This window comes from Bradyrhizobium sp. 521_C7_N1_3 (genome assembly GCF_052075975.1).
GTDB classification, from domain to species: Bacteria; Pseudomonadota; Alphaproteobacteria; order Rhizobiales; family Xanthobacteraceae; genus Bradyrhizobium; species Bradyrhizobium japonicum.
The window spans coordinates 6292176-6317065 of record NZ_CP197232.1 but is presented as its reverse complement, the minus strand read 5'-3'; the positions used below and the strand labels follow the sequence as shown (position 1 = coordinate 6317065).

Annotated in this window: 24 protein-coding genes and 1 tRNA gene; 15 read left to right on the top strand and 10 right to left on the bottom strand. The window is 64.8% G+C overall.

Annotated elements, in window-relative coordinates; translation table 11 throughout:
• Nucleotides 1–96: 96 nt before the first annotated feature.
• Both dprA and AB7008_RS29560 read right to left on the bottom strand, forming a co-directional pair.
• On the bottom strand, nt 97–1239 hold the full coding sequence (gene dprA / locus AB7008_RS29565; protein ID WP_248878265.1) for a DNA-processing protein DprA: 1143 nt from the start codon (nt 1237–1239) through the stop codon (nt 97–99).
• A gap of 106 nt (nt 1240–1345) precedes the next feature.
• Complete coding sequence (locus AB7008_RS29560; protein ID WP_028155053.1) at nt 1346–1771, bottom strand: DoxX family protein; 426 nt, start codon at nt 1769–1771, stop codon at nt 1346–1348.
• A gap of 312 nt (nt 1772–2083) precedes the next feature.
• Between AB7008_RS29560 and AB7008_RS29555 the strand changes: the two genes are divergently transcribed.
• Complete coding sequence (locus tag AB7008_RS29555) at nt 2084–3328, top strand: amidase (protein ID WP_441259934.1); 1245 nt, start codon at nt 2084–2086, stop codon at nt 3326–3328.
• On the opposite strand, the gene AB7008_RS29550 is transcribed toward AB7008_RS29555, so the two are convergent.
• From AB7008_RS29550 to AB7008_RS29535, 4 genes are all read right to left on the bottom strand, one after another.
• A complete protein-coding gene (locus AB7008_RS29550) occupies nt 3320–4516 on the bottom strand; it encodes a patatin-like phospholipase family protein (RefSeq protein ID WP_441259933.1) in 1197 nt (398 codons plus the stop codon). The two genes, AB7008_RS29555 and AB7008_RS29550, sit on opposite strands and share 9 nt — an antisense overlap.
• A gap of 200 nt (nt 4517–4716) precedes the next feature.
• Nucleotides 4717–5313: a glycerol-3-phosphate 1-O-acyltransferase PlsY gene (gene plsY, locus AB7008_RS29545; RefSeq protein ID WP_039156855.1), complete on the bottom strand. Its 597-nt coding sequence runs from the start codon at nt 5311–5313 to the stop codon at nt 4717–4719.
• 47 nt (nt 5314–5360) lie between these two features.
• Complete coding sequence (locus AB7008_RS29540; RefSeq protein ID WP_028155057.1) at nt 5361–6662, bottom strand: dihydroorotase; 1302 nt, start codon at nt 6660–6662, stop codon at nt 5361–5363.
• Between the two features lie 5 nt (nt 6663–6667).
• A complete protein-coding gene (locus AB7008_RS29535) occupies nt 6668–7615 on the bottom strand; it encodes an aspartate carbamoyltransferase catalytic subunit (RefSeq protein ID WP_014494716.1) in 948 nt (315 codons plus the stop codon).
• Between the two features lie 250 nt (nt 7616–7865).
• Between AB7008_RS29535 and AB7008_RS29530 the strand changes: the two genes are divergently transcribed.
• The 3 genes from AB7008_RS29530 (at nt 7866) to AB7008_RS29520 (ending at nt 10279) form a co-directional block, all read left to right on the top strand.
• Nucleotides 7866–8624, top strand: a complete 759-nt coding sequence (locus tag AB7008_RS29530; protein WP_441259932.1) for a M15 family metallopeptidase — start codon at nt 7866–7868, stop codon at nt 8622–8624.
• 54 nt (nt 8625–8678) lie between these two features.
• The gene (locus AB7008_RS29525; protein WP_028150653.1) at nt 8679–9443 is read left to right on the top strand and encodes a CPBP family intramembrane glutamic endopeptidase; all 765 of its coding nucleotides are present in this window, start codon (nt 8679–8681) and stop codon (nt 9441–9443) included.
• Nucleotides 9444–9616: 173 nt separating this feature from the next.
• Nucleotides 9617–10279 carry a lysostaphin resistance A-like protein gene (locus AB7008_RS29520; protein ID WP_441259931.1) on the top strand — a complete coding sequence of 221 codons (663 nt, stop codon included), beginning with the start codon at nt 9617–9619 and terminating at the stop codon, nt 10277–10279.
• Here AB7008_RS29520 and AB7008_RS29515 read toward each other — a convergent pair.
• Together AB7008_RS29515 and ruvX are read right to left on the bottom strand one after the other, a co-directional pair.
• Nucleotides 10276–11205 (bottom strand): AEC family transporter, encoded by a 930-nt coding sequence (locus tag AB7008_RS29515; protein ID WP_441259930.1) that lies wholly within the window; start codon nt 11203–11205, stop codon nt 10276–10278. The genes AB7008_RS29520 and AB7008_RS29515 overlap by 4 nt on opposite strands.
• Nucleotides 11206–11208: 3 nt before the next feature.
• A complete protein-coding gene (gene ruvX / locus AB7008_RS29510) occupies nt 11209–11694 on the bottom strand; it encodes a Holliday junction resolvase RuvX (protein WP_304490136.1) in 486 nt (161 codons plus the stop codon).
• Between the two features lie 46 nt (nt 11695–11740).
• On the opposite strand from ruvX, the gene AB7008_RS29505 reads away from it, so the two are divergent.
• Complete coding sequence (locus AB7008_RS29505) at nt 11741–11956, top strand: hypothetical protein (protein ID WP_028155062.1); 216 nt, start codon at nt 11741–11743, stop codon at nt 11954–11956.
• 67 nt (nt 11957–12023) lie between these two features.
• On the opposite strand, the gene AB7008_RS29500 is transcribed toward AB7008_RS29505, so the two are convergent.
• Nucleotides 12024–12959, bottom strand: coding sequence for a cyclase family protein (locus AB7008_RS29500; RefSeq protein WP_441259929.1), 936 nt, complete (start codon nt 12957–12959; stop codon nt 12024–12026).
• 187 nt (nt 12960–13146) lie between these two features.
• On the bottom strand, nt 13147–14037 hold the full coding sequence (locus AB7008_RS29495) for a LysR substrate-binding domain-containing protein (RefSeq protein ID WP_441259928.1): 891 nt from the start codon (nt 14035–14037) through the stop codon (nt 13147–13149).
• Between the two features lie 100 nt (nt 14038–14137).
• On the opposite strand from AB7008_RS29495, the gene AB7008_RS29490 reads away from it, so the two are divergent.
• From AB7008_RS29490 to AB7008_RS29445, 10 genes are all read left to right on the top strand, one after another.
• Nucleotides 14138–15112, top strand: coding sequence for an NAD(P)H-dependent flavin oxidoreductase (locus tag AB7008_RS29490; protein ID WP_441259927.1), 975 nt, complete (start codon nt 14138–14140; stop codon nt 15110–15112).
• A 195-nt stretch (nt 15113–15307) separates the two neighbouring features.
• Nucleotides 15308–16384, top strand: coding sequence for an NAD(P)H-dependent flavin oxidoreductase (locus tag AB7008_RS29485; protein WP_441259926.1), 1077 nt, complete (start codon nt 15308–15310; stop codon nt 16382–16384).
• 77 nt (nt 16385–16461) lie between these two features.
• On the top strand, nt 16462–16749 hold the full coding sequence (gene gatC, locus AB7008_RS29480; protein ID WP_014494727.1) for an Asp-tRNA(Asn)/Glu-tRNA(Gln) amidotransferase subunit GatC: 288 nt from the start codon (nt 16462–16464) through the stop codon (nt 16747–16749).
• 79 nt (nt 16750–16828) lie between these two features.
• Nucleotides 16829–17044, top strand: a complete 216-nt coding sequence (locus AB7008_RS29475; protein ID WP_014494728.1) for a hypothetical protein — start codon at nt 16829–16831, stop codon at nt 17042–17044.
• A complete protein-coding gene (gatA, locus tag AB7008_RS29470; RefSeq protein ID WP_028155068.1) occupies nt 17041–18516 on the top strand; it encodes an Asp-tRNA(Asn)/Glu-tRNA(Gln) amidotransferase subunit GatA in 1476 nt (491 codons plus the stop codon). Before AB7008_RS29475 ends, gatA begins: the two co-directional genes overlap by 4 nt.
• Nucleotides 18507–18809 carry a hypothetical protein gene (locus AB7008_RS29465; RefSeq protein ID WP_028155069.1) on the top strand — a complete coding sequence of 101 codons (303 nt, stop codon included), beginning with the start codon at nt 18507–18509 and terminating at the stop codon, nt 18807–18809. The genes gatA and AB7008_RS29465 overlap by 10 nt, the downstream gene beginning before the upstream one ends.
• On the top strand, nt 18806–20284 hold the full coding sequence (gatB, locus tag AB7008_RS29460) for an Asp-tRNA(Asn)/Glu-tRNA(Gln) amidotransferase subunit GatB (RefSeq protein ID WP_441259925.1): 1479 nt from the start codon (nt 18806–18808) through the stop codon (nt 20282–20284). The genes AB7008_RS29465 and gatB overlap by 4 nt, the downstream gene beginning before the upstream one ends.
• Nucleotides 20285–21784: 1500 nt before the next feature.
• Nucleotides 21785–22051, top strand: a complete 267-nt coding sequence (locus tag AB7008_RS29455; RefSeq protein ID WP_014494734.1) for a hypothetical protein — start codon at nt 21785–21787, stop codon at nt 22049–22051.
• 444 nt (nt 22052–22495) lie between these two features.
• Nucleotides 22496–22589 (top strand) — tRNA-Ser (locus tag AB7008_RS29450).
• 575 nt (nt 22590–23164) lie between these two features.
• The gene (locus AB7008_RS29445) at nt 23165–24736 is read left to right on the top strand and encodes a porin (protein ID WP_248878254.1); all 1572 of its coding nucleotides are present in this window, start codon (nt 23165–23167) and stop codon (nt 24734–24736) included.
• The last annotated feature ends 154 nt before the right edge of the window (nt 24737–24890 follow it).

Below are 24890 nucleotides of genomic sequence, written 5' to 3'. Positions count from 1 at the left end.
CCCCGAGTTGAGAGATCACCCCCCCCGCTCGCGCTTCGCGCATCGACCCTCCCCCTCCAGGGGAGGGTAAGACTTCGAGCCTCATTTCATCATGCATTAGAGCAGCGACACCAATCCGCCGCCGTGGCGTTCGAGCCGCCCGGCAAGCTCGAGCTCCAGCAGCACGGTCCGGACGATCGCGGGCGAGGCGCCGGACATCCGCACGAGGTCGTCGATCGAGATGGGGGCAGGGCCGAGCAGGCCGGTGATCTGGTCGCGGTCGTGTGATTGCGGATCGCTCTCGAACGGTTCGCTGTCGGGTTCGCTCGCCGGATGCATCAGCGGCCGCTCCATGATCGGTGCGACAGCGTTGATGATGTCGGACGCTTCGGTGACGAGCGTTGCGCCCTGCTTGATCAGATCGTTGGTGCCGGCGGCGCGCGGGTCGAGCGGCGAGCCGGGCACCGCGAACACCTCGCGGCCCTGTTCGGCCGCCATGCGCGCGGTGATCAGCGAGCCCGAGCGATACGCGGCCTCGACCACGACCACGCCGAGCGCGGCGCCGGAGATCAGCCGGTTGCGACGGGGGAAGTCGCGGGCGCGCGGCTCGTGGCCGAGCGGCATCTCCGAGATCGCAGCGCCCGCGTGATCGAGGATCGCGGCGAGCAGGTCGCCATGCTCGGGCGGATAGATGCAGTCATGTCCGCCGGCGAGCACGGCGATGGTGCCGCTGTCGACACTGGCGCGGTGCGCCGCCTGATCGACGCCGCGGGCGAGCCCCGAGATGATGATGAAGCCGGCTTCGCCGAGCTCACGCGCGAGCTGACCGGCGAATTTCAGTCCCGCGCCGGAGGCATTGCGCGAGCCGACGATCGCGATCATCGGACGCATCAGCGTCGTGGTGTCGCCGCGCACGGCGAGCAGCGGCGGCGCATCGTCGAGTGTCGCTAGCCGCGCCGGATAACCGTCCTCGCCGGGCGCGAGCCAGGCGATGCCGAACTTGCGGCTTGCGGCGAGCTCGGCCTTCGCCTCGTCCACGCTACAGATGCGCCCCGATCGCTGAGCACCGCCGCGGCGCGCCAGATCGGGCAGGCGCTCCAGTGCGGCGCGCGGGCTGCCGAAATGATCGACCAGCGATTTGAAGGTGCGCGGCCCGACATTGTCGGAGCGGATCAGCCGCAGGCGGTCGATCCGCTCTAGCTCGGTCAGCTCAACGCTCGGGTTGATGGCGTCCACGGCGTCTCCTTGTGGAAGCAGCATGGAACAACCTGAGGGCGTGGGCAACAGTTGCTTGCGCTTGATCGGGCTTCAAAGGCGCTGCCGGAAGACCCGACGTGGTCGACGGGTCTTCCGCAAGGTCGTCGATTCAACGCGCGTGCGCTGCCTGAGCGACAGCAATGCCGCTCCGCGAGACGCGAGCGTCAAGGCTGAGCGCACCGGCACCGAAGGCAAAGATCTGGAGCAGGCCGCCTGCCATCATCACGTTCTTGAGGAAGTGGATCATCTGATTCTGGTCGGCAAAGTTGTTGTGGAACGAGACTGCCGCGGCCAGCGAGAATATGGCGAGCGCCAGCGCGACCGAGCGGGCTTGATAGCCCGCGATCAGCAGGAGACCGCCACCGAGCTCGACGAGAACTGCGATCGCATATGCCAACGGGGGCACCGGCAATCCCGCAGAGGCGATGTAAGCGGTCGTCGCACCATAGGCGGTGAGCTTGCTGAAGCCACTCATTGCAAACGGGAGGCCGATCAGCAGCCGGCCAACGAGGGAAGCATAACGGGTCGTATCCATGGTCATCGCTCCTGTGCTTGGTTGAGGTCCGACGGCGGTGACGCACCAGGCGTTTGTGGTCCGTAAGAGGGTGCGCGCCGCAGGGCCCTGTGTTGCGAGCTCAAACTGGCCCGTTTGAATTGCGATAAAAATAGAAATAATTGAAATATACTGTTTCCATTTTTGATCTCATCGGCGCGGCGCCCGCGGAGGCGAATGCTCTGGTCGAGCCGCTGGTCCCGGTCGACTGCACGCATGGATCGACCGCGTCCACGTGCGCTTGCGCGACCTCGTCCCGATGCTAAAAGCGATGGCAATAAGAAGGGTGTTGCCATGATCTCACTTGCCGACCTCCAGCGCCGCATCGAAGCGGGCAAGCTTTCGCCCGATGACGCCATTGCCCAGTCGCACGCGGCGATCGAGGCCAGGGAGAAGGACGTCCGCGCCTTCGTCCGCCACGACAAATCCGCGAAGGCGCAAGCCTCCGGCCCGCTGCGCGGCATCGCCGTCGGCATCAAGGACATCATCGACACCGCCAACATGCCGACCGAGATGGGCTCGGAGATCTATCGCGGCTGGCAGCCGCGCTCGGACGCGCCGGTCGTGATGATGCTGAAGCGGGCAGGCGCCACCATCATCGGCAAGACCACCACCACGGCGTTCGCCTCGCGCGATCCGACCCCGACGCTCAATCCGCACAATCTCGGCCATACGCCGGGCGGCTCGTCCTCGGGCTCGGCCGCGGCGGTCGGTGCCGGCATGATCCCGCTGGCGCTCGGCACCCAGACCGGCGGCTCGGTGATCCGTCCCGCCGCCTATTGCGGGGCTGCCGCGATCAAGCCGTCGTTCCGGATGCTGCCGACCATCGGCGTGAAGTGCTACTCATGGGCGCTTGATACCGTCGGCCTGTTCGGATCGCGCGCGGAAGATCTCGCGCGCGGGCTGCTGGCGATCACCGGCCGCACTGAATTCGATGGCATTGCCGCGGCCAAGGCGCCGCGCATCGGCGTGGTAAGGCAGGAGTTTGCCGAGGCCGTGGAGCTGGCGGCGGAAGAGGGCTTGCAGGCTGCGATCAAGGCGGCCGAGAGGGCCGGTGCCAGTGTCAAGACCATCGATCTGCCGGAGTCGCTGCAGGAAGCCTGGCGCATCCACCCGATCATCCAGGACTTCGAGGCGCATCGCGCGCTGGCCTGGGAGTTTTCGGAGCATCACGACGAGATCGCGCCGATGCTGCGTGCCAGCCTCGATGACACCGTCGGCTTGACGCCGAAGCAATATGACGACGCGCGTCGGATCGCCCGCCGTGGCCGCCGCGAGCTCGGCGAGCTGTTCGAGGGTTTTGACGTGCTGCTGACCTATTCGGCGCCGGGCACCGCGCCGGCCAAGGAGCTCGCCTCGACTGGCTCGCCCCGTTACAACCGGCTCTGGACGCTGATGGGCAATCCTTGCGTCAACGTGCCGGTGCTGAAAGTGGGCGGCCTGCCGATCGGCGTGCAGGTGATCGCGCGGTTCGGCAACGATCCGGGCGCGCTTGCGGCGGCATGGTTCCTGGAGGACGCGCTGGCGAAATCAGGCTAGCGCAGGCTCAGTGGCGGGCAGCGCGCGTTCGGCCTCGGCGCCGGTCGCGCCTTGTCCGAGCCAACGCTCGGCGGCCTCGCGCCCGCTCCGGTGCAGCGTGCGAATGAAGCCGCGGCCGAGATCGGTGGATGAGCGCTGCGCCAGACCCTCAACGGAGTCTTCGGCCGCGATCCTGGAGAGCCGCAGCGAAGGTGCAGCCGTGGCTCGCGCCCATTCCAGCGCCGCGATCTCGGCGTTGAGGGCGGCGTTGGCCGCGATCTGGTCGAGCCTGCGGTCGATCGCGGCGAGCGTGATCGGCACGTAGCTGTCGCGCGTGGGCGTAACCTGGACGAGCAACAGGTCGGAGGTTGTCGACTCCTGCGCCAGGCGCACCAGCGGCGGATTGCCGCCAATGCCGCCGTCCCAATAGGCCTCGCCGTCGATCTCGACGGCGCAGTGAACCAAAGGCGGGCAGGTCGAGGCCAGCGCGACGTCGGCGGTAATGCAATCGTTGCGGAAGATCTGCTGCTGCCCATCGCGGATTCGCGTCGCGGCGATCAGCAGTTTTGGGCAGGCCGCGTCGCGCAAGGCGGCAAAATCGATGTCGCGCGACAGCGCCAGCCGCAGCGGATCGAGATCGAACGGATCGAACTGGCCGGAGCGCAGCGTCGGACCGAACGCGACCGAGCTTCCCGCCGGCGAGAATCCGCCGACCAGCATCAAGGAGCGGAACGAGGCTTCGTGCATCAGGCGGGCCCAGAACCGGTTCAACCGCGAACGGGCGCCTTCGCGTCCGCCTTCGGCAAGGCCGGAGGCAAGCAGGAGCGCGTTGATGGCGCCGGCGCTGGCGCCGCTGACCGTGTCGAATTCGATCGACGGCTCTTCCAGCAACCGCTCCAGCACGCCCCAGGTGAAGGCGGCAAAAGTGCCGCCGCCCTGAAGGGCCAGCGACACTCTTTGCGGAGGCCATTGGTCGGAGTGCGGCTGCGCGGGCGCGACCGGCGCGGCAATGGTCGCAATCTCGACTCGCGCGGCGGCTCGCGCGACCGGCGCAGGCTGAGTCACTGGCGGGAGAACGGCAGCAGGTTCGTGGGCGGGCGAGGGCGCATCGGACCAGACATTGGTCATCGAGAGCAGCCGGCTTGCCGCGGTGCTGGAAGCACCTTGCAAACCACTCCCGTCATGCGTGCCGACAATCTTCTCGCTCATTCTGAGCAACCGCGTAACGCCATCTTCTCTGTCAGGATGACAGGCATGGAACCTGTTCGCCACTCCAGGCGAGAGTTGCGAACAGGATTTGGCAGATAATGCGGAAGGGTTGCGGCGGTATCCGGACTTTTTCCGGCCTTGGATTTTGTTTTGACGCGTTTTCTTGACGCGAACCGGTATCCACTTCGCTCGAAAACGCTCTAGGCCTTCTCGCCGATCCGGCTTTCCTTGCCGGATTGCAGGCGCTTGATGTTCTCGCGATGCGCGTAGAACAAGAGCAGCGTCAGCGCGGCGAACAGCGATGCGAGCGCGAGATGCCCGAACCACCACAGGAAAATCGGGGTGATGAACGCCGCCACCAGCGCGGACAGCGAGGAGTAGCGGGTGGTGAAGGCGGTGGCGAGCCAAAGCAGGCAGAACACGACTGCGCCGGGCCAGAACAGGCCGAGCAGGATGCCGATATAGACGGCGACGCCCTTGCCGCCTTTGAACTTCAGCCAGACCGGGAAGAGATGGCCGAGGAAGGCGCCGAGCCCGGCCACCATGGCGGCATTGGGCCCCGCGATGTAGCCGGCGATCACCACCGCGACCGTGCCCTTGAGCGCGTCGAGCAGCAGCGTGCCCGCGGCAAGGCTCTTGCGTCCCGTGCGCAGCACGTTGGTGGCGCCGATGCTGCCGGAGCCGATCGAGCGAATATCCTGGGTGCCGGCGAGCTTGGTCAGGACCAGCCCGAACGGAATCGAGCCGAGCAGGTAGCCGATGACGAAGGCCACCGGCAGGAAGGCTTCAAGCCCCATGGCCGCATCCCCATGCTGAACCGCGACGCCACGCATGAATTTGCCCGTCAGACATGCTCGTACACCGTCCGTCCGCCGACAATGGTGCGCACCACGCGGCCTGTAAAGCGGGCCTCGTCGAACGGGGTGTTCTTGCAGGGCGATTTGAGGTCGGCGGGATCGACGATCCAGGGCACATCGGGGTCGATCACGATGACGTCGGCCGGGCTGCCCGTGCGCAGGGTTCCACCCGGCAGACCCAGGATCTCGGCCGGGCGCGTCGACATGGCCCGGATCAGCGTCTTCAGCTCCAGTTCGTCATTGTGCACGAGGCGGAGGCCCGCCGGCAGCATGGTCTCGAGCCCGATGGCGCCGGGGGCGGCTTCCGCGAACGGCAGGCGCTTGACCTCGACGTCCTGCGGATTGTGGTCGGACATGATGACCTCGACGAGGCCGGAGGCGACCGCTGCGACCAGCGCGCGCCGGTCGTCCTCGGTGCGCAGCGGCGGCGACAGCTTCAGGAACGACCGGTACGGCCCGATGTCGTTCTCGTTGAGCGCAAGATGATTGATCGAGACGGAGGCGCTGACGGCGAGCCCGGCGTCGCGGGCGCGCTTCAGCACGTCGAGCGAGTCGATGCAGGACAGCGAGGCCGCGTGATAGCGGCCGCCGGTCAGCGCGACGAGGCGCATGTCGCGTTCGAGCATCACGGCTTCCGCCGCGTTGGGAATGCCCATCAGGCCGAGCCGCGAGGCGAACTCGCCCTCGTTCATCACGCCTTCGCCGACCAGGTCGGGATCTTCGGTGTGATGCACGATCAGCGCGTCGAAATCGCGCGCATAGGTCAGGGCCCGGCGCATCACCTGGGCGTTGGTGACGCTTCTGTCGCCGTCGCTGAATGCGATGGCGCCTGCGGCCTTCAACAGGCCGAACTCGGTCATCTCCTCGCCGCGCATGCCCTTGGTCAGCGCCGCCATCGGCTGGATGTTGACGATCGCGGTGTCGCGGGCGCGGCGCATCACGAAGTCGACGGTCGCCGAGTTATCGATCACCGGAGACGTGTCGGGCTGGCAGATGATGGTGGTGATGCCACCGGTCGCAGCCGCCTGGCTCGCGGAGGCAAAGGTCTCGCGGTGGCTGAAGCCGGGCTCGCCGACGAAGGCGCGCATGTCGACCAGGCCGGGGGCCACGATCTTGCCGGCGCAGTTGACGACGTCGGTGCCTTCGGGGACGCCGGCCGCTCCGATCCCGCGGCGGGTCTCGCGGATGATGCCGTCGGCAATCAGGACATCGCCGGGGCCGTCGAAATCCCTGCTGGGATCGACGACGCGGGCGTTGGCAAGCAGGATGGGACGGCGGTCAGTCAGCATGAGCATCACGCGTTCGGCAAGTTGCGGGCGAGCGCTTCGAGCACGGCCATCCGTACCGCAACGCCCATCTCGACCTGTTCGCGGATCAGCGATTGCGCGCCGTCGGCGACCGCGGTGTCGATCTCGACGCCGCGGTTCATCGGGCCGGGATGCATGACGAGAGCGTCTGGCTTGGCGTAAGCGAGCTTTTTCTGGTCCAGCCCGAAATAGTTGAAATATTCGGAGGTCGACGGCACGAATGAGCCGTTCATGCGCTCGCGCTGGAGCCGAAGCATCATGACGATATCGGCGCCGTTGAGCCCCTCGCGCATGTCGCGCGCAACCTCGACGCCCATCCGCTCGATGCCGGGCGGCAGCAGCGTGGAAGGGCCGACGACGCGGACGCGGGCGCCCATGGTGTTGAGCAGGATGATGTTGGAACGGGCCACACGCGAATGCAGCACGTCGCCGCAGATCGCGACCACGAGGCCCTCGATCCGGCCCTTGTTGCGGCGAATGGTCAGGGCGTCGAGCAGCGCCTGCGTCGGATGCTCGTGTGCGCCGTCGCCGGCATTGATCACGGAACCGTCGACCTTGCGCGCCAGCAGTTCCACCGCGCCGGACGCGTGATGGCGCACCACCAGGATATCCGGATGCATGGCGTTCAGCGTCATCGCGGTGTCGACCAGCGTCTCGCCCTTCTTGATGGACGAGGAGGAGACCGACATGTTCATGACGTCGGCGCCGAGCCGCTTGCCGGCGAGCTCGAACGAGGACTGGGTCCGGGTGGAGGCCTCGAAGAAGAGGTTCACCTGCGTCCGTCCACGCAGGACGGTGCGCTTCTTGTCAACCTGGCGGTTGAGCTCGACATATTCTTCGGACAGGTCGAGGAGGCCGGTGATGTCGGCCGCGGAAAGGCCCTCGATGCCCAGCAAATGCCGGTGGCCGAGGACGAAGGTCGATTTCGATGTCATTAAAACGAGAGCTATAGGCGGGGATGGCGGGGGGAGCAAGGGCCAATGCCGGGGCGGGGAGTTATCCCCTGATCTGTCAGGTTCGTCGCTCTGGCGTGGCCTGTCGCCAGTATCTCCGCCATGCCCGGGCTTGTCCCGGGCATCCACGATCTTCTATCGCATTTGAGGCAAAAGGACGTGGATGGCCGGGCATAGGCGAGCGGAAGCGACGCCGTCCTTCAGACGGCTATGCCCGGCCATGACGATGGGGATGGATCACGTGAAGTTAATCCGAATTGTGATTGCGCTGACGATGATAACGGCCGAAGCCCACGCCCAATCGCTCCCCGGCGGCTTCGTCTATTTGCGCGACATCGATCCCGGCATCATCCAGGACATCCGCTACGCCAGCTCGAACAATTTCGTCGGCCGTCCGCTCGCCGGCTACGGCGCCGGCGAATGCGTGGTGAAGCGGGAGGTGGGGCTGCGGTTGAAGGCGGCCCAGCAGGAGCTGGCGGCGCAAGGCCTGTCGCTGAAGATGTTCGACTGCTACCGCCCGGCGCGGGCCTCGCTCGACATGGTGAAGTGGTCGCAGAACGGCCACGAGACGGCGGCCGAGCGGCGCTACAATCCGAAGATCCCGAAGACCGAGCTGTTCCGTCTCGGCTACATCGCGAGCCGCTCGCAGCATTCCACGGGCGCGGCGCTCGATCTCACTCTGGTCGATCTCAAGGCTGACAATTCCGCCAGATACGATCCGTCAAAAGCCTATGCCGATTGCACGGCGCCGGTCGAGGCACGATTGCCGGAGGGCAGCGTCGACATGGGCACGGGCTACGACTGCACGGACGCGAAGGGGCACACTGCGGCACCGTCGATCAATCCGGACCAGCGCGCCTGGCGCAAGCGGCTGGTGGCCGCGATGGCGAAGCAAGGCTTTGTGAACTATGCGAAGGAGTGGTGGCATTTTTCCCTGCCGGGGGCGGGCGGGGCGGCCTATGATTTCCCGATTCCGCCGCGAACGAAGTAGATCGTCGTGCGAACGGCCCCGGAATGACGGTGCCGTCCCAACGAAAGCGCTTGAATGGACTCCCTCAATCCCGATCTCCCGCCGATGACCGTGACGCCGGCCGCACCGCGCGTCTGGAAATTCTGGGGCACGGCGGTGTGGGGCCTGCTCATCTTCGTCGCGATGTTCCTCGGCCAGGTCGGTGCCATCCTCTATCTGGCCTGGGACCGTGGCGACCCCCTCGACCTGATGTCGATCCAGCGTGTCGGTCGCGAGCCCGCGGCGCTCGCGCTGTCGGTGACCATGGGCCTGCCGGCGACGCTGGCCGCGGTGTGGCTCGCCATCCGCATCAAGAAGGCCTCGTTCGTCGACTATCTCGCGTTGCATTGGCCGTCCTGGAAGCAGATGCTGTTCGGCGCCATCGGGCTTGTCCTGATCGTGGTCGCCTGGGAGACGATGTCGCGGAGCCTCGGCCGTGAGGCGACGCCGGGCTTCATGACCGATCTGTTGAAATCGGGCCGCGACAAGGGCGCGGCTGTGATGCTGCTGTTCGCGTTCAGTGTCGCTGCGCCGATGTCGGAAGAGGTGTTGGCGCGCGGCTTCCTGTTTCGCGGCTGGTCGGCGAGCTTCCTGCGCGTGCCCGGCGCGATCATCCTGTCGTCACTGGTGTGGACCGTCGTGCACCTGCAATACGACATGTACTTCCTCGCCGAGGTCTTCTCCATCGGCCTGTGGTTCGGCTACATGCGCTATCGCGCCAACTCGCTCTGGCTGACGATCGCGCTGCATGCGCTGAACAATCTGACGGCGGTGGTGCTGACGATGTGGCTGGGGAGCTGAGGCGGAATTCGCTTCGAACGGCCAACGCTGATCAACCGTCTAGTTGTCCTGCCGTATTATATGTTAGGTGGAACAAAATCCGATCGTCACGGATAGGTTGTCCACCAATGTCAGAGCTTCAGCATCATCCGTCGGTCGTGGGTTCGCCTCGGCCACCCCGGACATGGGATTTCATGGAGACGCTGCTCGTTGGTCTCATCGCTTATGCGGTTCATACTCTGACATTGAAACTCGCCCTGAACACGATGTGGGACTTGCGCCATGTCGTGGAGCGATTTTCGTTGGCACAAGTCCGGGTGGGTTTTGCCGTTGTTCTGGCGTGCCCGGCGACAGTGGCGGTGTTCTGGATCGCGACGCGCGTGGCCAACCGAAAGTTCACTGACTATCTCGCTTTGAATTGGCCGAAGATAAGCGAGTTTGTGCTTGCGCTCGTTCTCACGTCGATACTTCTCTTGGTGCAATACTTCGCTTGGCCCATTCTCAGCAGATGGGACTTGTCCGCCGATCATTCTTTCGCCGGCTCACCGGACGGATTGCTGATTTATCTGTTGGGCGGGTGCATTGCAGCGCCGATCTCTGAGGAATTGGCGTTCCGCGGCTTTATGTTTCGCGGCTGGTCGCAGTCATTCCTTCACCCGCCGGGAGCCATTGTGCTGACGGCGGCCGCATGGGCAATGCTCCACAATCAATATAATTGGCTAGGCCAGTTTTCGGTGTTCGCCGGCGGACTCCTTCTTGGGTACATTCGCTGGCGCAGCAATTCGACTTGGTTGACCGTGATGGTTCATTCAGGGGTCAACATCCTCATCTTCTCTGCGAGCGGCACCTACGTCTAGCGCGCCGCCACCAGCGCGATCACGACCGGCATCGTGATCGCCGCCAAGATCGTCTGCAGCGTGATGATCTGCGCCAGCAGCGGCGCATCGCCGCCCATCTGGCGGGCCAGCACGTAGGCGCTGGGGGAGGTCGGCACCGCCGCGCAGATCGCGACGATCGCCAGGCTGTCGCCCGAGAGCCCGAACCAGGCGGCGAGCGCCAGCGCGAGCACGGGCATCAGCGCCAGCTTGAACGCCACGCCGATGGTTGCGCTCACGCTCGGGCGGAGCAGGCCCTTGAGCTGCAGGCCGGCGCCGGTGACGAGCAGGCCGATGGCGAGCGAGGACCGGCCGAGCGCGTCCGCAACCTCGTGCCAGATCTTTGGCAGCGGCAGATGAATGACGTTGATGACGAGGCCGATCACGCAAGCCCAGATCAGGGGATTGCGGACCACCGTCATGACGATGGCGCGCGCGGACTGCTTCTCGGGCGATGCATAGTGCGCGAGCACGGCGACGCTGAATACGTTGACCAGCGGAATGATCGCGACCATCGCCACCGACGCCAGCGCCAGTCCGACATCGCCGAACATGTTGGCGGACACCGAGAGCGCCACATAGGTCTGCCAGCGCGTCGCGCCCTGGAAGATCGAGGTGAAGGCGGGACCGTCGACGTCGAACCGCGCGAGCGCCGGGCGGAGCGCGAGACAGAGCAGCGACATCGCGAGCACCGACAGCAGCAGCGCGCCGCCGACGCCGGCGACCGGCACCCTGGAGAGGTCGGCCTTCACCAGCGTCTGGATCAGCAGCATCGGGAACAGCACGAAATAGGTCAGCCGCTCCAGCCCGTGCCACTGCGTGTCGAGCCGCATCAGGGTGCGCCTGAGCACCACGCCGAGCACGATGAGGATGAAGACCGGCAGCAGCGCCGCGATCACGACGGCCATGGATCAGCCCGGCGCCGTGCGAAGATTGGCGAGGCGGTCGAGCGCGCCTTGCAGGATGAAGATCGCGGCGTGCTCGTCGATCACCTCGGCGCGCTTGGCGCGGCTGACGTCCATGCCGATCAGTTCGCGCTCGACCGCGGCGGTCGACAGACGCTCGTCCCAGAGGCCGATCGGGAGTGTGGTCAGCCCGGCAAGGTTGCGCGCGAAGGCGCGGGTCGATTGCGCCCGCGGGCCCTCGCTGCCGTCCATGTTGATGGGGAGGCCGAGCACGAAGCCGACCGCCTTGCGCTCGGCCGCGATCGCGAGCAGCCGGGCGGCATCCTGCTTGAATGCCTTGCGCTGGATCGTCTCGACGCCCGTCGCGAGGCGCCGGTCCGGATTGGACACGGCAACACCAATGGTCTTGGTGCCGAGGTCAAGGCCGACCAACCCGCCGCGTTCGGGCCAGTGGGTTGCAGCATCGATCAGGGGCAGGATAAGAGCCGGCATGGGACTAGCGCTTATCACGCGTCGCGCTGCGGAGTGAACCCGGAACATGGATGCACTGACACTATTCGGCCTGTTTGCCGTGACGGCGATGCTGGTCTGCTATGCCTTGGAGGATCGCAGCCATTGGTTCGTGCTGCTGTTCGCGGTGTCTTGCGCGCTCGGCTCGGCTTACGGCTTCCTGCAAGGCGCCTGGCCGTTTGGCCTCGTCGAAGCCATCTGGGCCTTCGTTGCATTGCGGCGATGGCATCTGAGGCCGCGATGACGGACAGGTCGGGCGAGGGCGCCTGCCGGGCGGCAGGCCGATCCTCGCCCGCTGGGTACGTGGCCGATCAGCGGATCGCGATCGGGTTGATCATCGCCTGCACGCCGCCGGTCCAGCGCGGCTGTCCGAGCACGAACAGGAATTCGTAGCCCTTGTCGCGAGCGAGCGCGGCGGTGTCCATGTTTTCGAGAATGTAGGTCCCGTTCATCGCGAGCAGGATCTGGTGCACTTCGAATACGTTCTTGGACTCGAACGGCAGCACCTCGAGTGCCCAGGTGTCGGCACCGATGGCGACCACGCCCTTGCCGGTCAGGTACTTCGCGCCTTCGACGCCGAGACCGGGCTCGCCGGCCGAATAGCGCTTGTCGTCCTTGCCGATCAGGCTGAGCCAGCCGGTGTGGAAGATGACGACGTCGCCCTGGCGGATCTCGACGTTCTGCTGCTTGGCGGCCTCCTCGATCTCCTTGACGTTGAAGGCGGTGCCTTCTTTCACGATGTCGGTTTTGAAATAGGCGGCCATGTCGAGCAGCACGCCGCGCGTGACCATCGGTGGGACCTTTTCGATACCGAGCTTCTTCAAGCCATTCGGATCGGCGAAATCGGCGAGCTTGTTGCCGTTGTAATAGACGTGCTCGACGCCGAGATGGCCGAGGCCGTCGAGCTGGCTGCCGATGCCGACCCACGTATCAAGGATGTCGTCGTTATAGGTCGCCTTGTTCGGACCGAGACCCGGGCTGCCGGCCTGTCCGGGCTGTACGATGGTGATCTTGAACGTGCGCGGCGGATAGGCCGGCGTCTGGGGCGTGACGGGAATGCCGAGGGCGTAGGTCTTGCCGCTCTTCACCAGCGATGCCGCTTTGACCACGAGCTCGGGCGTCATGTAGTTGGCGGCACCGATCTCGTCGTTCGGTCCCCATTTCGATTTGGTCCAGTCTTGCGCGCTTGCAGTTCCTGATATCGCCGACAACGCGGCGACACAGCACAACACGAGCGTATTGCGCATCGATAGTCCTCCCGATGTTTTGGCTTCGTTATGTTTTCGCGCTGGCCAGCGGCTCATCCTAACGTAGAACGGATGCGTGCTTCAAAGCATTTCGAGGTGCTGCGCTGCGGCGGCTGAACGCAGCGCAGATTGATTCAAGCGCGATGGATTTGTGACGAATTTCGCCGCGTGGAACGCTGCGCCGGCGTCAGGCCGCGATGACGTCGTTGTCTTTCTTCAGGCAGGATACGAAACCTCGAAGCGCGCTGTATTGATGTCCGCCGCCGCGCTGGATGAAGAGCGTCTCGACGCGCGCATGCGAGGGACTGAGTGTGTGGATCGACACGCTGCCGTTCATCGCGCTGCGTTCGACCACGGCGCGCGGCAGCAGCGTCACGCCCATGCCGGCGGCGACACAGCCGATCATGCCGTCGAGCGTGCCGAGCTCGAAGCGTGCCGCCGACGGCCAGCCGAACTCGACAAAGATCTGTTCGAGACGCTGGCGGTAGGTGCAGCCGGTGCGGAATACCAGCGCGGTCGGACCGGACTCCGGCGTGCCGGCGCGCAGTTCGGCGAGCGAGGCCCAGCGCCGCGCGCTGACCAGCACCAGCTCTTCGCGAAACGCACTCGTCGCAGTGAGGTCGGCATGTGCGATGGGGCCCGCGACGAAGGCGCCGTCGAGCGTGCCTTCGAGCACGCCCGCGACGAGGTCGGCGGTGGTCGCGGTGCGCAGGCTCAGCCGTACGGCAGGGAAGTTGCGGTGGAAATCGGCGAGGAGGGACGGCAAGCGCACGGCTGCCGTCGTCTCCATCGAGCCGATCGCGAGCGGTCCCTTCGGCTCGCCGTCGTCACGCGCGGCGAGCACGGCCTCCCGTGATAGCGCGGCCATCCGCTGTGCGTAGGGCAGGAGGCGTTTGCCGGCGCCGGTCAGCGTCATGCCGCGGCTGTGGCGTTCGAACAGCGGTGTGCCGATCTCCGCTTCCAGCGCCTTCACGCGCTGGGTGACGTTGGATTGCACCGTGTTGAGCTCTTCGGCGGCGCGGGTGATGCCGCCGGTGCGGGCGACCGCGGCAAAGGTCTGGATATCGCTGAGTTCCATGGTGGTGTCGTTTCGCTTTTGTGATGGCAGCGTTCGCAACAATTCATTTTTCGAGAATGCTAGTCGCGCCTAGTCTCCCTGTCCAGATTGGGGAGGAGCCATGCCGATTGCGACTTCGCTGAGCACGCTGCTGGAGATTGAGCATCCCATCTTGCTGGCGCCGATGGATATCGTCGCCGGCAGCCGGCTTGTGACGGCCGTGAGCCGTGCCGGCGGTTTCGGCATTCTGGGCGGCGGCTATGGCGAGAAGGTGTGGCTGGAGCAGGAGACTGCGAAGCTTGCGGGCTTGTCGGCGCCATTCGGGATCGGCTTCATCACCTGGAGCCTCGCCAAGCGGCCCGAGCTTCTCGATGTCGCACTCGCCGCAAAACCGTCTGCGATCATGTTGTCGTTCGGCGATCCCGCGCCATTCGCGCCGAAGATCAAGTCCGCAGGCGCACGCCTGATCTGCCAGGTGCAGGATGAAGCCATGGCGCGGCAGGCGCTCGATGCCAGCGCCGACATCCTGGTCGCGCAGGGCACGGAGGCGGGTCACGGCGCCTCCCGCACCACCGTCGATCTCGTGCCTGCAATCGTCGATCTTGCCGCGGGTCACGTGCCTGTCGTCGCGGCCGGCGGCATCGCTGACGGGCGCGGTCTTGCCGCCATGATGATGCTGGGCGCGAGCGGCGTGCTGCTCGGCACGCGCTTCTATGCGAGCCAGGAGGCTGATGGCGCGGAGGAGGCCAAGCGGCGCATCTGCGCAGCGAACAGCGGCACGACCGTGCGCGGCATCATCTTCGATCTCTCGCGCAACAATGTCTGGCCGGCGCCGTTCACGGGAAGATGTCTGGTCAACGACCACGCCAGGCGCTGGATCGGCCATGAGGTCGAGCTGATGCAGAATGTTGCCGCAGTCGCGGCGGACTATGCCGCGGCAAAGGCCGCCGGCAATTTCGATGTCGCGGCCGTGATCGCGGGCGAGGCGGTCGGATTGATTCATGATATTGCACCGGCGGCCGAGATCGTGGAGCGGATTGCGATTGAAGCGGAGCAGCTTCTTGCCGGGCGACGCAACTCGGTAGTCGCGGCGTAGATTTCTTCACCCTCCCCTGGAGGGGGAGGGTCGCTACGCATGTAGCGAAGCGAAATGCGCAGCGGGGTGGGGTGATCTCTCGACTCGGGCAGTGTCTCAATGGAGAGACTGTCACCCCACCCCGCTCGCGCGTCGCGCGATCGACCCACCCCCTCCAGGGGAGGGTAAGAACGAACTAAACGAGAGAGACACACCATGTGGCCTGACCGTCGACTGATCGATCTCTTCAAGACCGAATTCCCCATCGTGCTGGCGCCGATGGCCGGTGTGATGGATGCCGAACTGGTGATCGCCGTGGCAGAGGGCGGCGGGCTCGGCTCGCTGCCGAGCGCGATGCTGTCGCCGGAGAAGGCGCGCGAGCAGGTCAACATCATTCGCCAGCGGGTGAAGGCGCCGGTGAACATGAACTTCTTCTGCCACACGCCGGTTGACCTCACAGTCGAAGCGGAAGCGCGCTGGAAGGAGCGGCTCACGGGCTATTACACCGAGCATGGCCTCGATCCCGCCGCGCCCATCAACGCCGCGAACCGTGCGCCGTTCGACGCCGCCTTCTGCGAGGTGGTCGAGGAGCTGAAGCCGGAGATCGTCAGCTTTCATTTCGGCCTGCCGGAGCAGGCGCTGCTCAAGCGCGTCAAGGCGGCCGGCTGCCTCGTCATCTCGTCCGCCACGACGGTGAAGGAAGCAGTCTGGCTGGAAGAGCGCGGCGTCGATGCCGTCATTGCGCAAGGCGCCGAGGCGGGTGGGCATCGCGGCATGTTTCTGACCGACAAGATCTCCGAGCAGCCCGGCACCTTTGCGCTGGTGCCGCAGGTCGCCGACGCCGTGAAGGTGCCTGTCATTGCGGCCGGTGGTATCGCCGACGGGCGCGGCATCGCCGCAGCCTTTGCGCTCGGCGCCTCCGGCGTGCAGATCGGCAGCGCCTATCTGCGCTGCCCGGAATCCAAGGTCAGCGCGGGCGGGCGCAAGGCGCTGGCTGAAGCGCGGGACGATTCCACCGTCATCACCAATGTCATGACCGGGCGTCCGGCACGCGGCGTCCAGAACCGCCTGATGCGCGAAGCCGGCCCGATCTCGCCCGAGGCGCCGCCGTTTCCCCATGCCGCGACCGCGCTGGGGCCGCTCAAGGCGGCTGCCGAAAAGCAGGGCAGGGTGGATTTCACCAATCTCTGGGCCGGCCAGGCCGTGGCCCTGGGCCGCGAGGTCCCAGCAGCCGAATTGACCCGGGATTTCGCCAAATCGGCGCTGGCGCGGATGAAAGCGCTGGTTGGATAGGCGGGAAGCGCCGGTTGCGGCGCAAAACCGGCCTCTGCTATACGGCAGTTAGATTTTGCCGTGAGAGGCCTTATATAATGTCCGTCGACGACGCTACCGTCCGCCGCATCGCGCATCTGGCGCGCATTGCGGTTTCCGAGGGCGAGGTTCCGCACCTGCAGGGCGAGCTCAACGCCATGCTCGCCTTTGTCGAGCAGCTCTCGGAGGTCAACGTCGAGGGCGTGGAGCCGATGACCTCGGTCACCCCGATGCAGATGAAGAAGCGGCAGGACGCGGTCAATGACGGCGAGATCGCCGACGATATCGTTGCCAACGCGCCCGCGACCGAAGGTCACTTCTTCCTTGTGCCCAAGGTGGTCGAGTGACGTAGCGTTTTCGAGCGAAGTGGAAGCCGGTTCGCGTAAAGAAAACGCGTCAAACTAAAGAGCCTCAGGACCAAGTCCGATGTGCATGCTTTGCGACGATGAGAAGGCCTATCAGGCCTACATGAACTATCTCGACAAGATGGAGCGGCAGGGCAAGGCTGCCGATCCCAACGTCGCCGTCAATGCCGTGCTCGACGAGATCGAGGCCGCCGCGAACGCCGCCGCCAAGAAAAAAGACGACCCGGCCAACGACAAAACCCTGTCTCCGTTCTTCTGCAGCCCGATCAATAAATGACCGATTTGACATCGCTGACGCTCGCCGAGGCCCGCAAGGGCCTCGCGGCAAAAACTTTCACGTCGCTCGAGCTGACCGACGCGCATCTGAACGCGATCGAAGCCGCACGCGTGCTCAATGCCTTCGTGATGGAGACACCCGATCGCGCGCGCGACATGGCGAAGGCCGTGGACGAGAAGATCGCCAAGGGTGAGGGCGGTCCGCTCGCCGGCATCCCGCTCGGCATCAAGGATCTGTTCGCGACCAAGGGCGTGCGGACCACGGCGTGCTCGAAGATCCTCGGCAATTTCGTGCCGACCTATGAGTCCACCGTGACCTCGCAGCTGTGGCGCGATGGCGCGGTGATGCTCGGCAAGCTCAACAATGACGAGTTCGCGATGGGCTCGGCGAACGAGACCTCCTGCTTCGGTCCCGTCGGCAATCCCTGGCGGCGTGAGGGAAGCAACACGACGCTGGTGCCGGGCGGCTCGTCCGGCGGCTCGGCCTCGGCCGTGGCGGCGCTGCTGTGCATGGGCGCGACCGCGACCGACACCGGCGGCTCGATCCGCCAGCCGGCGGCGTTCACCGCGACGGTCGGCATCAAGCCGACCTACGGCCGCTGCTCGCGCTGGGGCATCGTCGCCTTCGCCTCCTCGCTCGATCAGGCCGGCCCGATCGCGCGCAGCGTGCGCGATAGCGCGATGCTGCTGCGCTCGATGGCCGGGCACGATCCGAAGGACACGACGTCGGTCGACATTGCCGTGCCGGACTATGAGGCCGCGATCGGCAAGTCGGTGAAGGGGATCAGGATCGGCATCCCCAAGGAATATCGCCTCGACGGCATGCCGGCCGAGATCGAGAAACTCTGGAGCGAGGGCGCGGCCTGGCTGAAGGCGGCCGGCGCCGAGCTCGTCGAGGTGTCGCTGCCGCACACCAAATACGCGCTGCCGGCCTATTACATCGTGGCGCCGGCCGAGGCGTCCTCCAACCTCGCGCGCTATGACGGCGTCCGCTACGGACTGCGCGAGCAGGGCAAGAACATCATCGAGCTCTACGAGAACACCCGCGCCGAGGGTTTTGGCGCGGAGGTGAAGCGCCGCGTCATGATCGGCACCTATGTGCTCTCGGCCGGCTATTACGACGCCTATTATCTGCGCGCGCAGAAGGTGCGGACGCTGATCAAGAAGGATTTCGAGGACTGCTTCGCCAAGGGCGTCGACGCGATCCTGACGCCGGCGACGCCGTCGGCGGCCTTCGGCATCGGCGAGAAGGGCGGGGCGGATCCTGTCGAGATGTATCTCAACGACATCTTCACGGTGACCGTGAACATGGCGGGCCTGCCGGGCATCGCCGTGCCCGCCGGCAAGGACGCACAAGGCCTGCCGCTCGGCCTGCAACTGATCGGCCGTCCGTTCGACGAGGAGACGCTGTTCTCGCTCGGCGAGGTGATCGAGCAGGCCGCCGGTCGCTTCACGCCCGCGAGGTGGTGGTGAATGTCGCCGCGTTCATCGCGAGCCTCGACGGCGCGGCGCCTGCGCCGGATCTGAGCGCGCCGCTCGCCGGCCTCTGGTGGGCCGCGAAGGGCGACTGGGATCAGGCGCACAAGATCGTTCAGGACGAGAGCAGCCGCGACGCTGCCTGGGTGCACGCCTATCTGCACCGGGTCGAAGGCGATCTCGGCAATGCCGGCTACTGGTATCGCCAGGCCGGCCAACCCGCGGCAAAGGATTCATTGGAGGCGGAGTGGGAGCGGATCGCTGCCACGCTGCTCGGGAGCAGGACATGAGCACGGCCACGCACAAGCTTCTCAAGGGCGCCACCGGTGACTGGGAGATGGTCATCGGCATGGAGATCCATGCCCAGGTGACCTCGAACTCGAAACTGTTCTCGGGCGCCTCGACTACGTTCGGCGGCGAGCCGAACAGCCACGTGTCGCTGGTCGATGCCGCGATGCCGGGCATGCTGCCCGTGATCAACGAGGAATGCGTCAGACAGGCTGTCCGGACCGGGCTCGGGCTGAACGCGCAGATCAATCTGCGTTCGGTGTTCGACCGCAAGAACTATTTCTATCCGGACTTGCCGCAGGGCTACCAGATCAGCCAGTACAAGTCGCCGATCGTCGGCGAAGGTGAGGTCGTGGTCGAACTCGATGGCGGCAAGAGCGCGACCATCGGCATCGAGCGCCTTCATCTCGAGCAGGACGCCGGCAAGTTGCTGCACGATCAGTCGCCGGCCATGTCCTATGTCGATCTCAACCGTTGCGGCGTGGCGCTGATGGAGATCGTCTCCAAGCCCGACATCCGCGACGCCGAGCAGGCCAAGGCCTATGTGACCAAGCTGCGATCGATCCTGCGCTATCTCGGCACCTGCGACGGCGACATGGAGAAGGGATCGTTGCGCGCCGACGTCAACGTCTCCGTGCGCAAGCCGGGCGCGCCGCTCGGCACCCGCTGCGAGATCAAGAACATGAACTCGATCACCTTCATCGGCCAGGCGATCGAGTACGAGGCGCGGCGCCAGATCGAGATCCTCGAAGACGGCGGGGTGATCGACCAGGAAACGCGGCTCTACGACCCCAACAAGGGCGAGACGCGATCGATGCGGTCCAAGGAAGAGGCGCACGACTACCGCTACTTCCCCGATCCCGACCTGCTGCCGCTCGAATTCTCGCAAAGCTTCGTCGACGAGCTGAAGACAGAGCTGCCGGAGCTGCCGGATCAGAAGAAGGCGCGCTTCGTCGCTGATTTCGGCCTGTCGGCTTACGATGCGAGCGTGCTGGTCGCCGAGCGCGAGAGCGCGGTGTTCTACGAGACGGTGCTGGACACGCTCGGCAACCGTGCCCGCGACGGCAAGATGGCGGCGAACTGGGTGATCAACGAGCTGTTCGGCCGTCTCAACAAGGAAGGCCGGGATATTACGGCCTCTCCCGTCAACGCCGAGCAGTTGGCTGCGATCATCGACCTGATCGGCGAGGGCACGATCTCCGGCAAGATCGCCAAGGATCTGTTCGAGATCGTCTGGCAGGAGGGCGGCGATCCGCGCGCGCTGGTCGAAAGCCGCGGCATGAAGCAGGTCACCGATCTCTCGGCGATCGAGAAGGTGGTCGACGACATCATCGCGGCCAATCCCGACAAGGCCGCGCAGGTCAAGGACAAGCCGCAGTCGCTCGGCTGGTTCGTCGGTCAGGTGATGAAGGCGTCCGGCGGCAAGGCCAACCCGCAGAGCGTCAACGACCTCTTGAAGTCGAAGCTCGGCATCTGACGTCACGCATTCGAACGAGGTGACGGATACGCTTCGTCACCTCGTTTCCGGTTCGCGCTGCGACGCTCGCGCGCACCCTCGGCGGCAAACTCCATCCCGACCGACGGCGATGCGGCGGCCGAATCGCCGCCACGCGATTCGCGCAAAACGGCGGCTTCCACACGCGCTGACGATCGTTTGCGCCGTTAAGCATGAAAATATTTTCGTTGCCAAAACTCGCGACTCAGAGTCCGCGAAGCACCCTTGCGCGGTGATCGCGGGATCGACGATGCACATCATCGCATCGCGCATGCGCGATGCGCGCGTGCAGAAAAATACTTGCTGTGTAGTGTTTTTCTGCAATCGCATCTCGCGTAGACGTCGACGATGCGGGCACTCCCCGCGATCGCAAGCACGCGTCATGCAGTGCGCCCGCATCGTGCTCGCCAAGCGCAGGCGCGTTGTGCCGTCAACACTTCTTTAAGCGAGAAGCTGTTTTTTTCGTCGTGTTGGTGTATTCGGGATGAGTGTGCATTCGATCCCCGACTGCATGCAGCGATTAAAGCCATCTCACACATCGGAGGGCAACATGGCCAAGAAAGCGAAGAAGGCGAAGAAGGCGAAGAGCGCAGTGAAGAAGACTGCGAAGAAGACCCGCAAGGTCGCGAAGAAGAAGAAGTAACTTCGACTTCTGAAGTTGCCGGCTCCTAGAGAGCCGGCACGTCATCAGCGCCTTCTAACAGGTTCTGGTCGGCGATAGAGGGTGTCGGCGAGACATCAGGCCAACGGTCGGATCGTTCTCTTTCGCGGGTTCGCTCGCCAAAGTACGGTCAGGCAGAAGAAACAAGTTTTCTTCGTTCGGTGCGGTTCTCCTTCTCAAGGGCTCCGCAATTTCACAAGCGGCCTTCGGGCCAACGTGGAATCTGGTCCTGACGTGTTCGCCGACGCCCTCGTTCTCTTGAGGCCGGGGTATTGCCGGCATTCCCTTTTCCCACATTGCTGATCTGACCGAGACGTGGCCGCGCTGCCGTGGGGCAGACGAGGGCTGCGGCGCACTGTCTTTTGCCGCGACGGTCGCCGCGCAGGTGCAATGCGAAGCCGTCGCTCCGATTCCTGAGTCGCGCACTTCGCGCTGCGCGGCTCGCCGGCCACGAGGTGGCGCCGCCGCGCGAGTGTGGCCTTGCCAGCGCGCGCCTCCCACAACGCGCCCCTCCCATGAATTGTAACCGCAGGGCGCGCGTCACCGCGCGCGATGGTTATCGTTCTCCCAAAATCTCAGGGTAAACCGAATCTGACGAATCGCAGAAGTGCCTGCAAAATGGGGACTTCTTGCATTCGTCGCGTGCGCCCCGTGCGGGTGCGTTTACGTCTGCTTCATCGCGATACTTAAACTGCCATTCAAATTTGCCCGCCATCATCGCCTCCAACAAGCCGGCAAACGGCATGGGGATGAGTTGAACAGTTCTTTGGACGGGAGCCGCGCTCGGGGGAACGAGGCGGCAGAAAAAAAGGGGATGCGTTATGTTTCAGGGTACTTTCGATCTGGAGACGGCGACGCCGATCGACGCGAGCGCGCTGTCGGACGTGCTGTTCGAGCGCGGGATCTATTGGGCGAGCGGCCGCTCCGGCCTCGTCGACCTCGTCGCCGCCCATAAATGGTTCAACCTCGCCGCCCTGAAGGGCCGCAAGGACGCCGTGGCGCTGCGCCAGGAAGTCGCCGGGCAGATGTCGGACGCCGAGATCTCGGCCGCGCAGCGCGAGGCGAGGGCGTGGGTCTCGGCTCACTGAGCCGAGAATCGCATCCACACCCTTGTCTTCACGGGGGCGGATTGCGCTCAATCAAGTTCCTTCGTCGTGTCGCCACATGGACCCGCGCGGCATGACCGAGCCGCCGCCCGACGATTCCGCTCTGGAACCCGGACGGCCGCACAAGACAGGCCTCTTGCCGGGGATATAGAGGTCTTCGGCCTTCCGTCCCGGCGCAGCTCCGGCGTCTGGTTCAATATCTGAGCTGGCGAGGTGGCGCTGAATGCGCCCTCCGCAGTGGCGGATCCGGCAATCCCGCCGCTGGATGCACACATATATAGAGAGCGCGAATCGGCTGCGCGTGCCGCGCTGATCCTTGCGCCAGGCTTTTGCAGCCGTCCGGCGGTCGCTTTCAGGTGAAAGAACGCACAGACCTTGATTCTGCCGCTTGCGGCTCGCCGCCGTGTCGGGCATACCCGGCATATTGGAGACGTGGCCGAGTGGCTGAAGGCGGCGGTTTGCTAAACCGTTATAGGCTTGTAAAGGCCTATCGAGGGTTCGAATCCCTCCGTCTCCGCCAGCCGAGCTGTCCGCTTCGTTTCAATCATCCCCGCCATCGATAAAGAGCCTTCGCAGCGCGCCTCGAGCGCCGCCGTGACCGTGTCTGCGCCTGGTGGAGAGTCGCGGGAAGACCTGTGCGCCTTCTCCTTGAGTCTCCTTCTGATTCCACGATTCGTGCGCGTCAAAGCCTGTTCAGGCCGAGGTTCCGTCCGCAGTGCCTCAGGTGGGGAATTTTGACGGCAAACGGAACCGTCCTAGAAACATAAGTAAAAACAATATGTTGCGAAGGCGCTTCGATCACATCTGCGTGTTATTTGTGCAACACCCTTCGGAAAACAAACGTCATGGGCTCGCTACGGAGCGTTCTGTTGTTGTGTGTGCAAGGACGTTCGGTAATTGTGACTGAGCGACGGAGGGGGGCATCCCGAGGTCGTCCCGTTTTAGGTGGTTCGCTTAAGTCCCTCGCGTTCAGCGGGTGTGTCCGAAGGCGCGAAGCGACTAAGCGGTGAGTTAAGGGACAAGGGAACCAACCTTAGGGTGTCGTCACCCAGCGGATCCGGAACCTTCCCTATAGAGCAAACTTGGAGGTTTAACATGAAGTTGGTTAAGAGCCTTTTGCTCGGTTCAGCGGCAGGTCTGATTGCCGTTGGCGGAGCGCAGGCAGCCGATCTCCCCGTGAAGGCCAAAGCGGTCGAATACGTGAAGATCTGCTCCCTGTATGGTGCCGGATTCTACTACATCCCGGGCACTGACACCTGCATCAAGCTGGGTGGTTACCTGCGTGCTGAAGTCGCGATCAACGCGACCGATTTCAACGGTAACTTCAGCAGCGTTAACGGTTCTCAGAACCGCCTGACGAACTACTACGTCACTCGCGCCCGTTCAGACCTCAACATCGACACCCGCACCGCGACCGAGTACGGCGTGGTTCGTACCTTTGCTGACGTGGTCATGTCCTGGACGACGGACAACTACACGGGCAACGGCACCGGTAACGGCTCCACCGTTTACTCGCAGCTCGGCGCTTCGGGCGTTGGCGGACCCAACAACTCCAACGCAGGCGCAATCGCCGGCGGTACGCTTGGCGTGTACTACGCTTTCATCCAGTTCGCTGGCTTCACGATGGGTAAGGCGGTTGCCCAGTTCGACGCCCCCTGGACCAACTATCCGGGTAACAACTTCGACGGTCTGACTGGTGGCGGCGGCACGGTCACTGGTGTGAACCAGTTCACCTACACCGCTGACTTCGGTCAGGGCATCACGGCCGCGATTTCGGCTGTGGATCCGACCGCCTACTACCAGAGCAACCTGTACAACACCAGCGCTGGCTTCTCGGTCGCGAACTTTGGTACCGGCGGCTACGGTATCAATGCCTTCGGCGGCACGCGGGCTCCTGACATCCAGGGTATGGTCCGCATTGACCAGGCCTGGGGTCTGTTCCAGTTGTCCGCAGCGGCGCATAACAACCACGCCGCTTACTACGCGACCCCTGGTCTTGTCGGGACTGAAGCGGCCGGTCATCCGGGCGACAAGTGGGGCTGGGCTGTGCAAGCGGCTTTGTCCATCAAGAACATTCCGACTGGCGCGGGCGACGTGATCAACGTCCAGGCGGTCTACACTGACGGTGCGACCCGCTACAACTTCCAGAGCTTGGCTTCGCAGAACTACGCGATGTTCGGCGGTACTGGCGTGGCTGGCGCCTATCAGAGCATTGGCCTTGCCGGCGCTGCTGATGGTGTGTTCGCCAACGGAACTGGCATCAGCACGGTTACGAGCTGGGGCTTCCGTGGCGCCTACACCCATAACTGGGATGCGTACTGGAACACGGCAATCTACGGTTCGTACGCTCAGCTGAAGTACGGCAACGGTGGTGCGGCTCTCATTTGCGGCCAGCTCGCTACGCTGGGTGCCGCCACTGCGGGTATCACCTCTTGCAACCCGGACTTCAACCTCGGCACGATCGGTGTGATCACCCGCTGGACGCCGGTGAAGAACCTGACCTTCTCGGTGGACGTGGCTTACACCATGCTCGACCAGAAGTTCGCGGGCACGATCAGCACGCTCGCCGCTGGCCCTGCGTTTGTTGTGGCCAAGCCGGGTGCCGTGTACGAGCTGAAGGATCAGAACACGGTCAGCATGCTGGTCCGCGCTCAGCGCAACTGGTAAGTTTGGTCTAACGACCTGACAGAGAGCCCCGGCGGGAAACCGCCGGGGCTTTTCTTTTGGCGGCAGGGCAGGGCTGTTCTAACGCCGCGGAATGCTGGCGGAGGGCTGGCGTTGCTCCCGTGCTCCATCGTCCGTGACGATCTGGACGAGGCCG

Coding starts and splice junctions, on each gene's coding strand:
- dprA (WP_248878265.1), bottom strand. CDS start 1,239: ATGCTGCTTCCACAAGGAGACGCCGTGGACGCCATCAACCCGAGCGTT.
- gatC (WP_014494727.1), top strand. CDS start 16,462: ATGTCCGTCGACGACGCTACCGTCCGCCGCATCGCGCATCTGGCGCGC.
- AB7008_RS29445 (WP_248878254.1), top strand. CDS start 23,165: ATGAAGTTGGTTAAGAGCCTTTTGCTCGGTTCAGCGGCAGGTCTGATT.
- AB7008_RS29455 (WP_014494734.1), top strand. CDS start 21,785: ATGTTTCAGGGTACTTTCGATCTGGAGACGGCGACGCCGATCGACGCG.
- AB7008_RS29485 (WP_441259926.1), top strand. CDS start 15,308: ATGTGGCCTGACCGTCGACTGATCGATCTCTTCAAGACCGAATTCCCC.
- AB7008_RS29505 (WP_028155062.1), top strand. CDS start 11,741: ATGGATGCACTGACACTATTCGGCCTGTTTGCCGTGACGGCGATGCTG.
- AB7008_RS29525 (WP_028150653.1), top strand. CDS start 8,679: ATGGACTCCCTCAATCCCGATCTCCCGCCGATGACCGTGACGCCGGCC.
- gatB (WP_441259925.1), top strand. CDS start 18,806: ATGAGCACGGCCACGCACAAGCTTCTCAAGGGCGCCACCGGTGACTGG.
- gatA (WP_028155068.1), top strand. CDS start 17,041: ATGACCGATTTGACATCGCTGACGCTCGCCGAGGCCCGCAAGGGCCTC.
- AB7008_RS29555 (WP_441259934.1), top strand. CDS start 2,084: ATGATCTCACTTGCCGACCTCCAGCGCCGCATCGAAGCGGGCAAGCTT.
- plsY (WP_039156855.1), bottom strand. CDS start 5,313: ATGGGGCTTGAAGCCTTCCTGCCGGTGGCCTTCGTCATCGGCTACCTG.
- AB7008_RS29490 (WP_441259927.1), top strand. CDS start 14,138: ATGCCGATTGCGACTTCGCTGAGCACGCTGCTGGAGATTGAGCATCCC.
- AB7008_RS29475 (WP_014494728.1), top strand. CDS start 16,829: ATGTGCATGCTTTGCGACGATGAGAAGGCCTATCAGGCCTACATGAAC.
- AB7008_RS29520 (WP_441259931.1), top strand. CDS start 9,617: ATGGAGACGCTGCTCGTTGGTCTCATCGCTTATGCGGTTCATACTCTG.
- AB7008_RS29540 (WP_028155057.1), bottom strand. CDS start 6,662: ATGCTGACTGACCGCCGTCCCATCCTGCTTGCCAACGCCCGCGTCGTC.
- AB7008_RS29560 (WP_028155053.1), bottom strand. CDS start 1,771: ATGGATACGACCCGTTATGCTTCCCTCGTTGGCCGGCTGCTGATCGGC.
- AB7008_RS29515 (WP_441259930.1), bottom strand. CDS start 11,205: ATGGCCGTCGTGATCGCGGCGCTGCTGCCGGTCTTCATCCTCATCGTG.
- AB7008_RS29550 (WP_441259933.1), bottom strand. CDS start 4,516: ATGAGCGAGAAGATTGTCGGCACGCATGACGGGAGTGGTTTGCAAGGT.
- AB7008_RS29530 (WP_441259932.1), top strand. CDS start 7,866: ATGGATCACGTGAAGTTAATCCGAATTGTGATTGCGCTGACGATGATA.
- AB7008_RS29495 (WP_441259928.1), bottom strand. CDS start 14,037: ATGGAACTCAGCGATATCCAGACCTTTGCCGCGGTCGCCCGCACCGGC.
- AB7008_RS29500 (WP_441259929.1), bottom strand. CDS start 12,959: ATGCGCAATACGCTCGTGTTGTGCTGTGTCGCCGCGTTGTCGGCGATA.
- ruvX (WP_304490136.1), bottom strand. CDS start 11,694: ATGCCGGCTCTTATCCTGCCCCTGATCGATGCTGCAACCCACTGGCCC.
- AB7008_RS29535 (WP_014494716.1), bottom strand. CDS start 7,615: ATGACATCGAAATCGACCTTCGTCCTCGGCCACCGGCATTTGCTGGGC.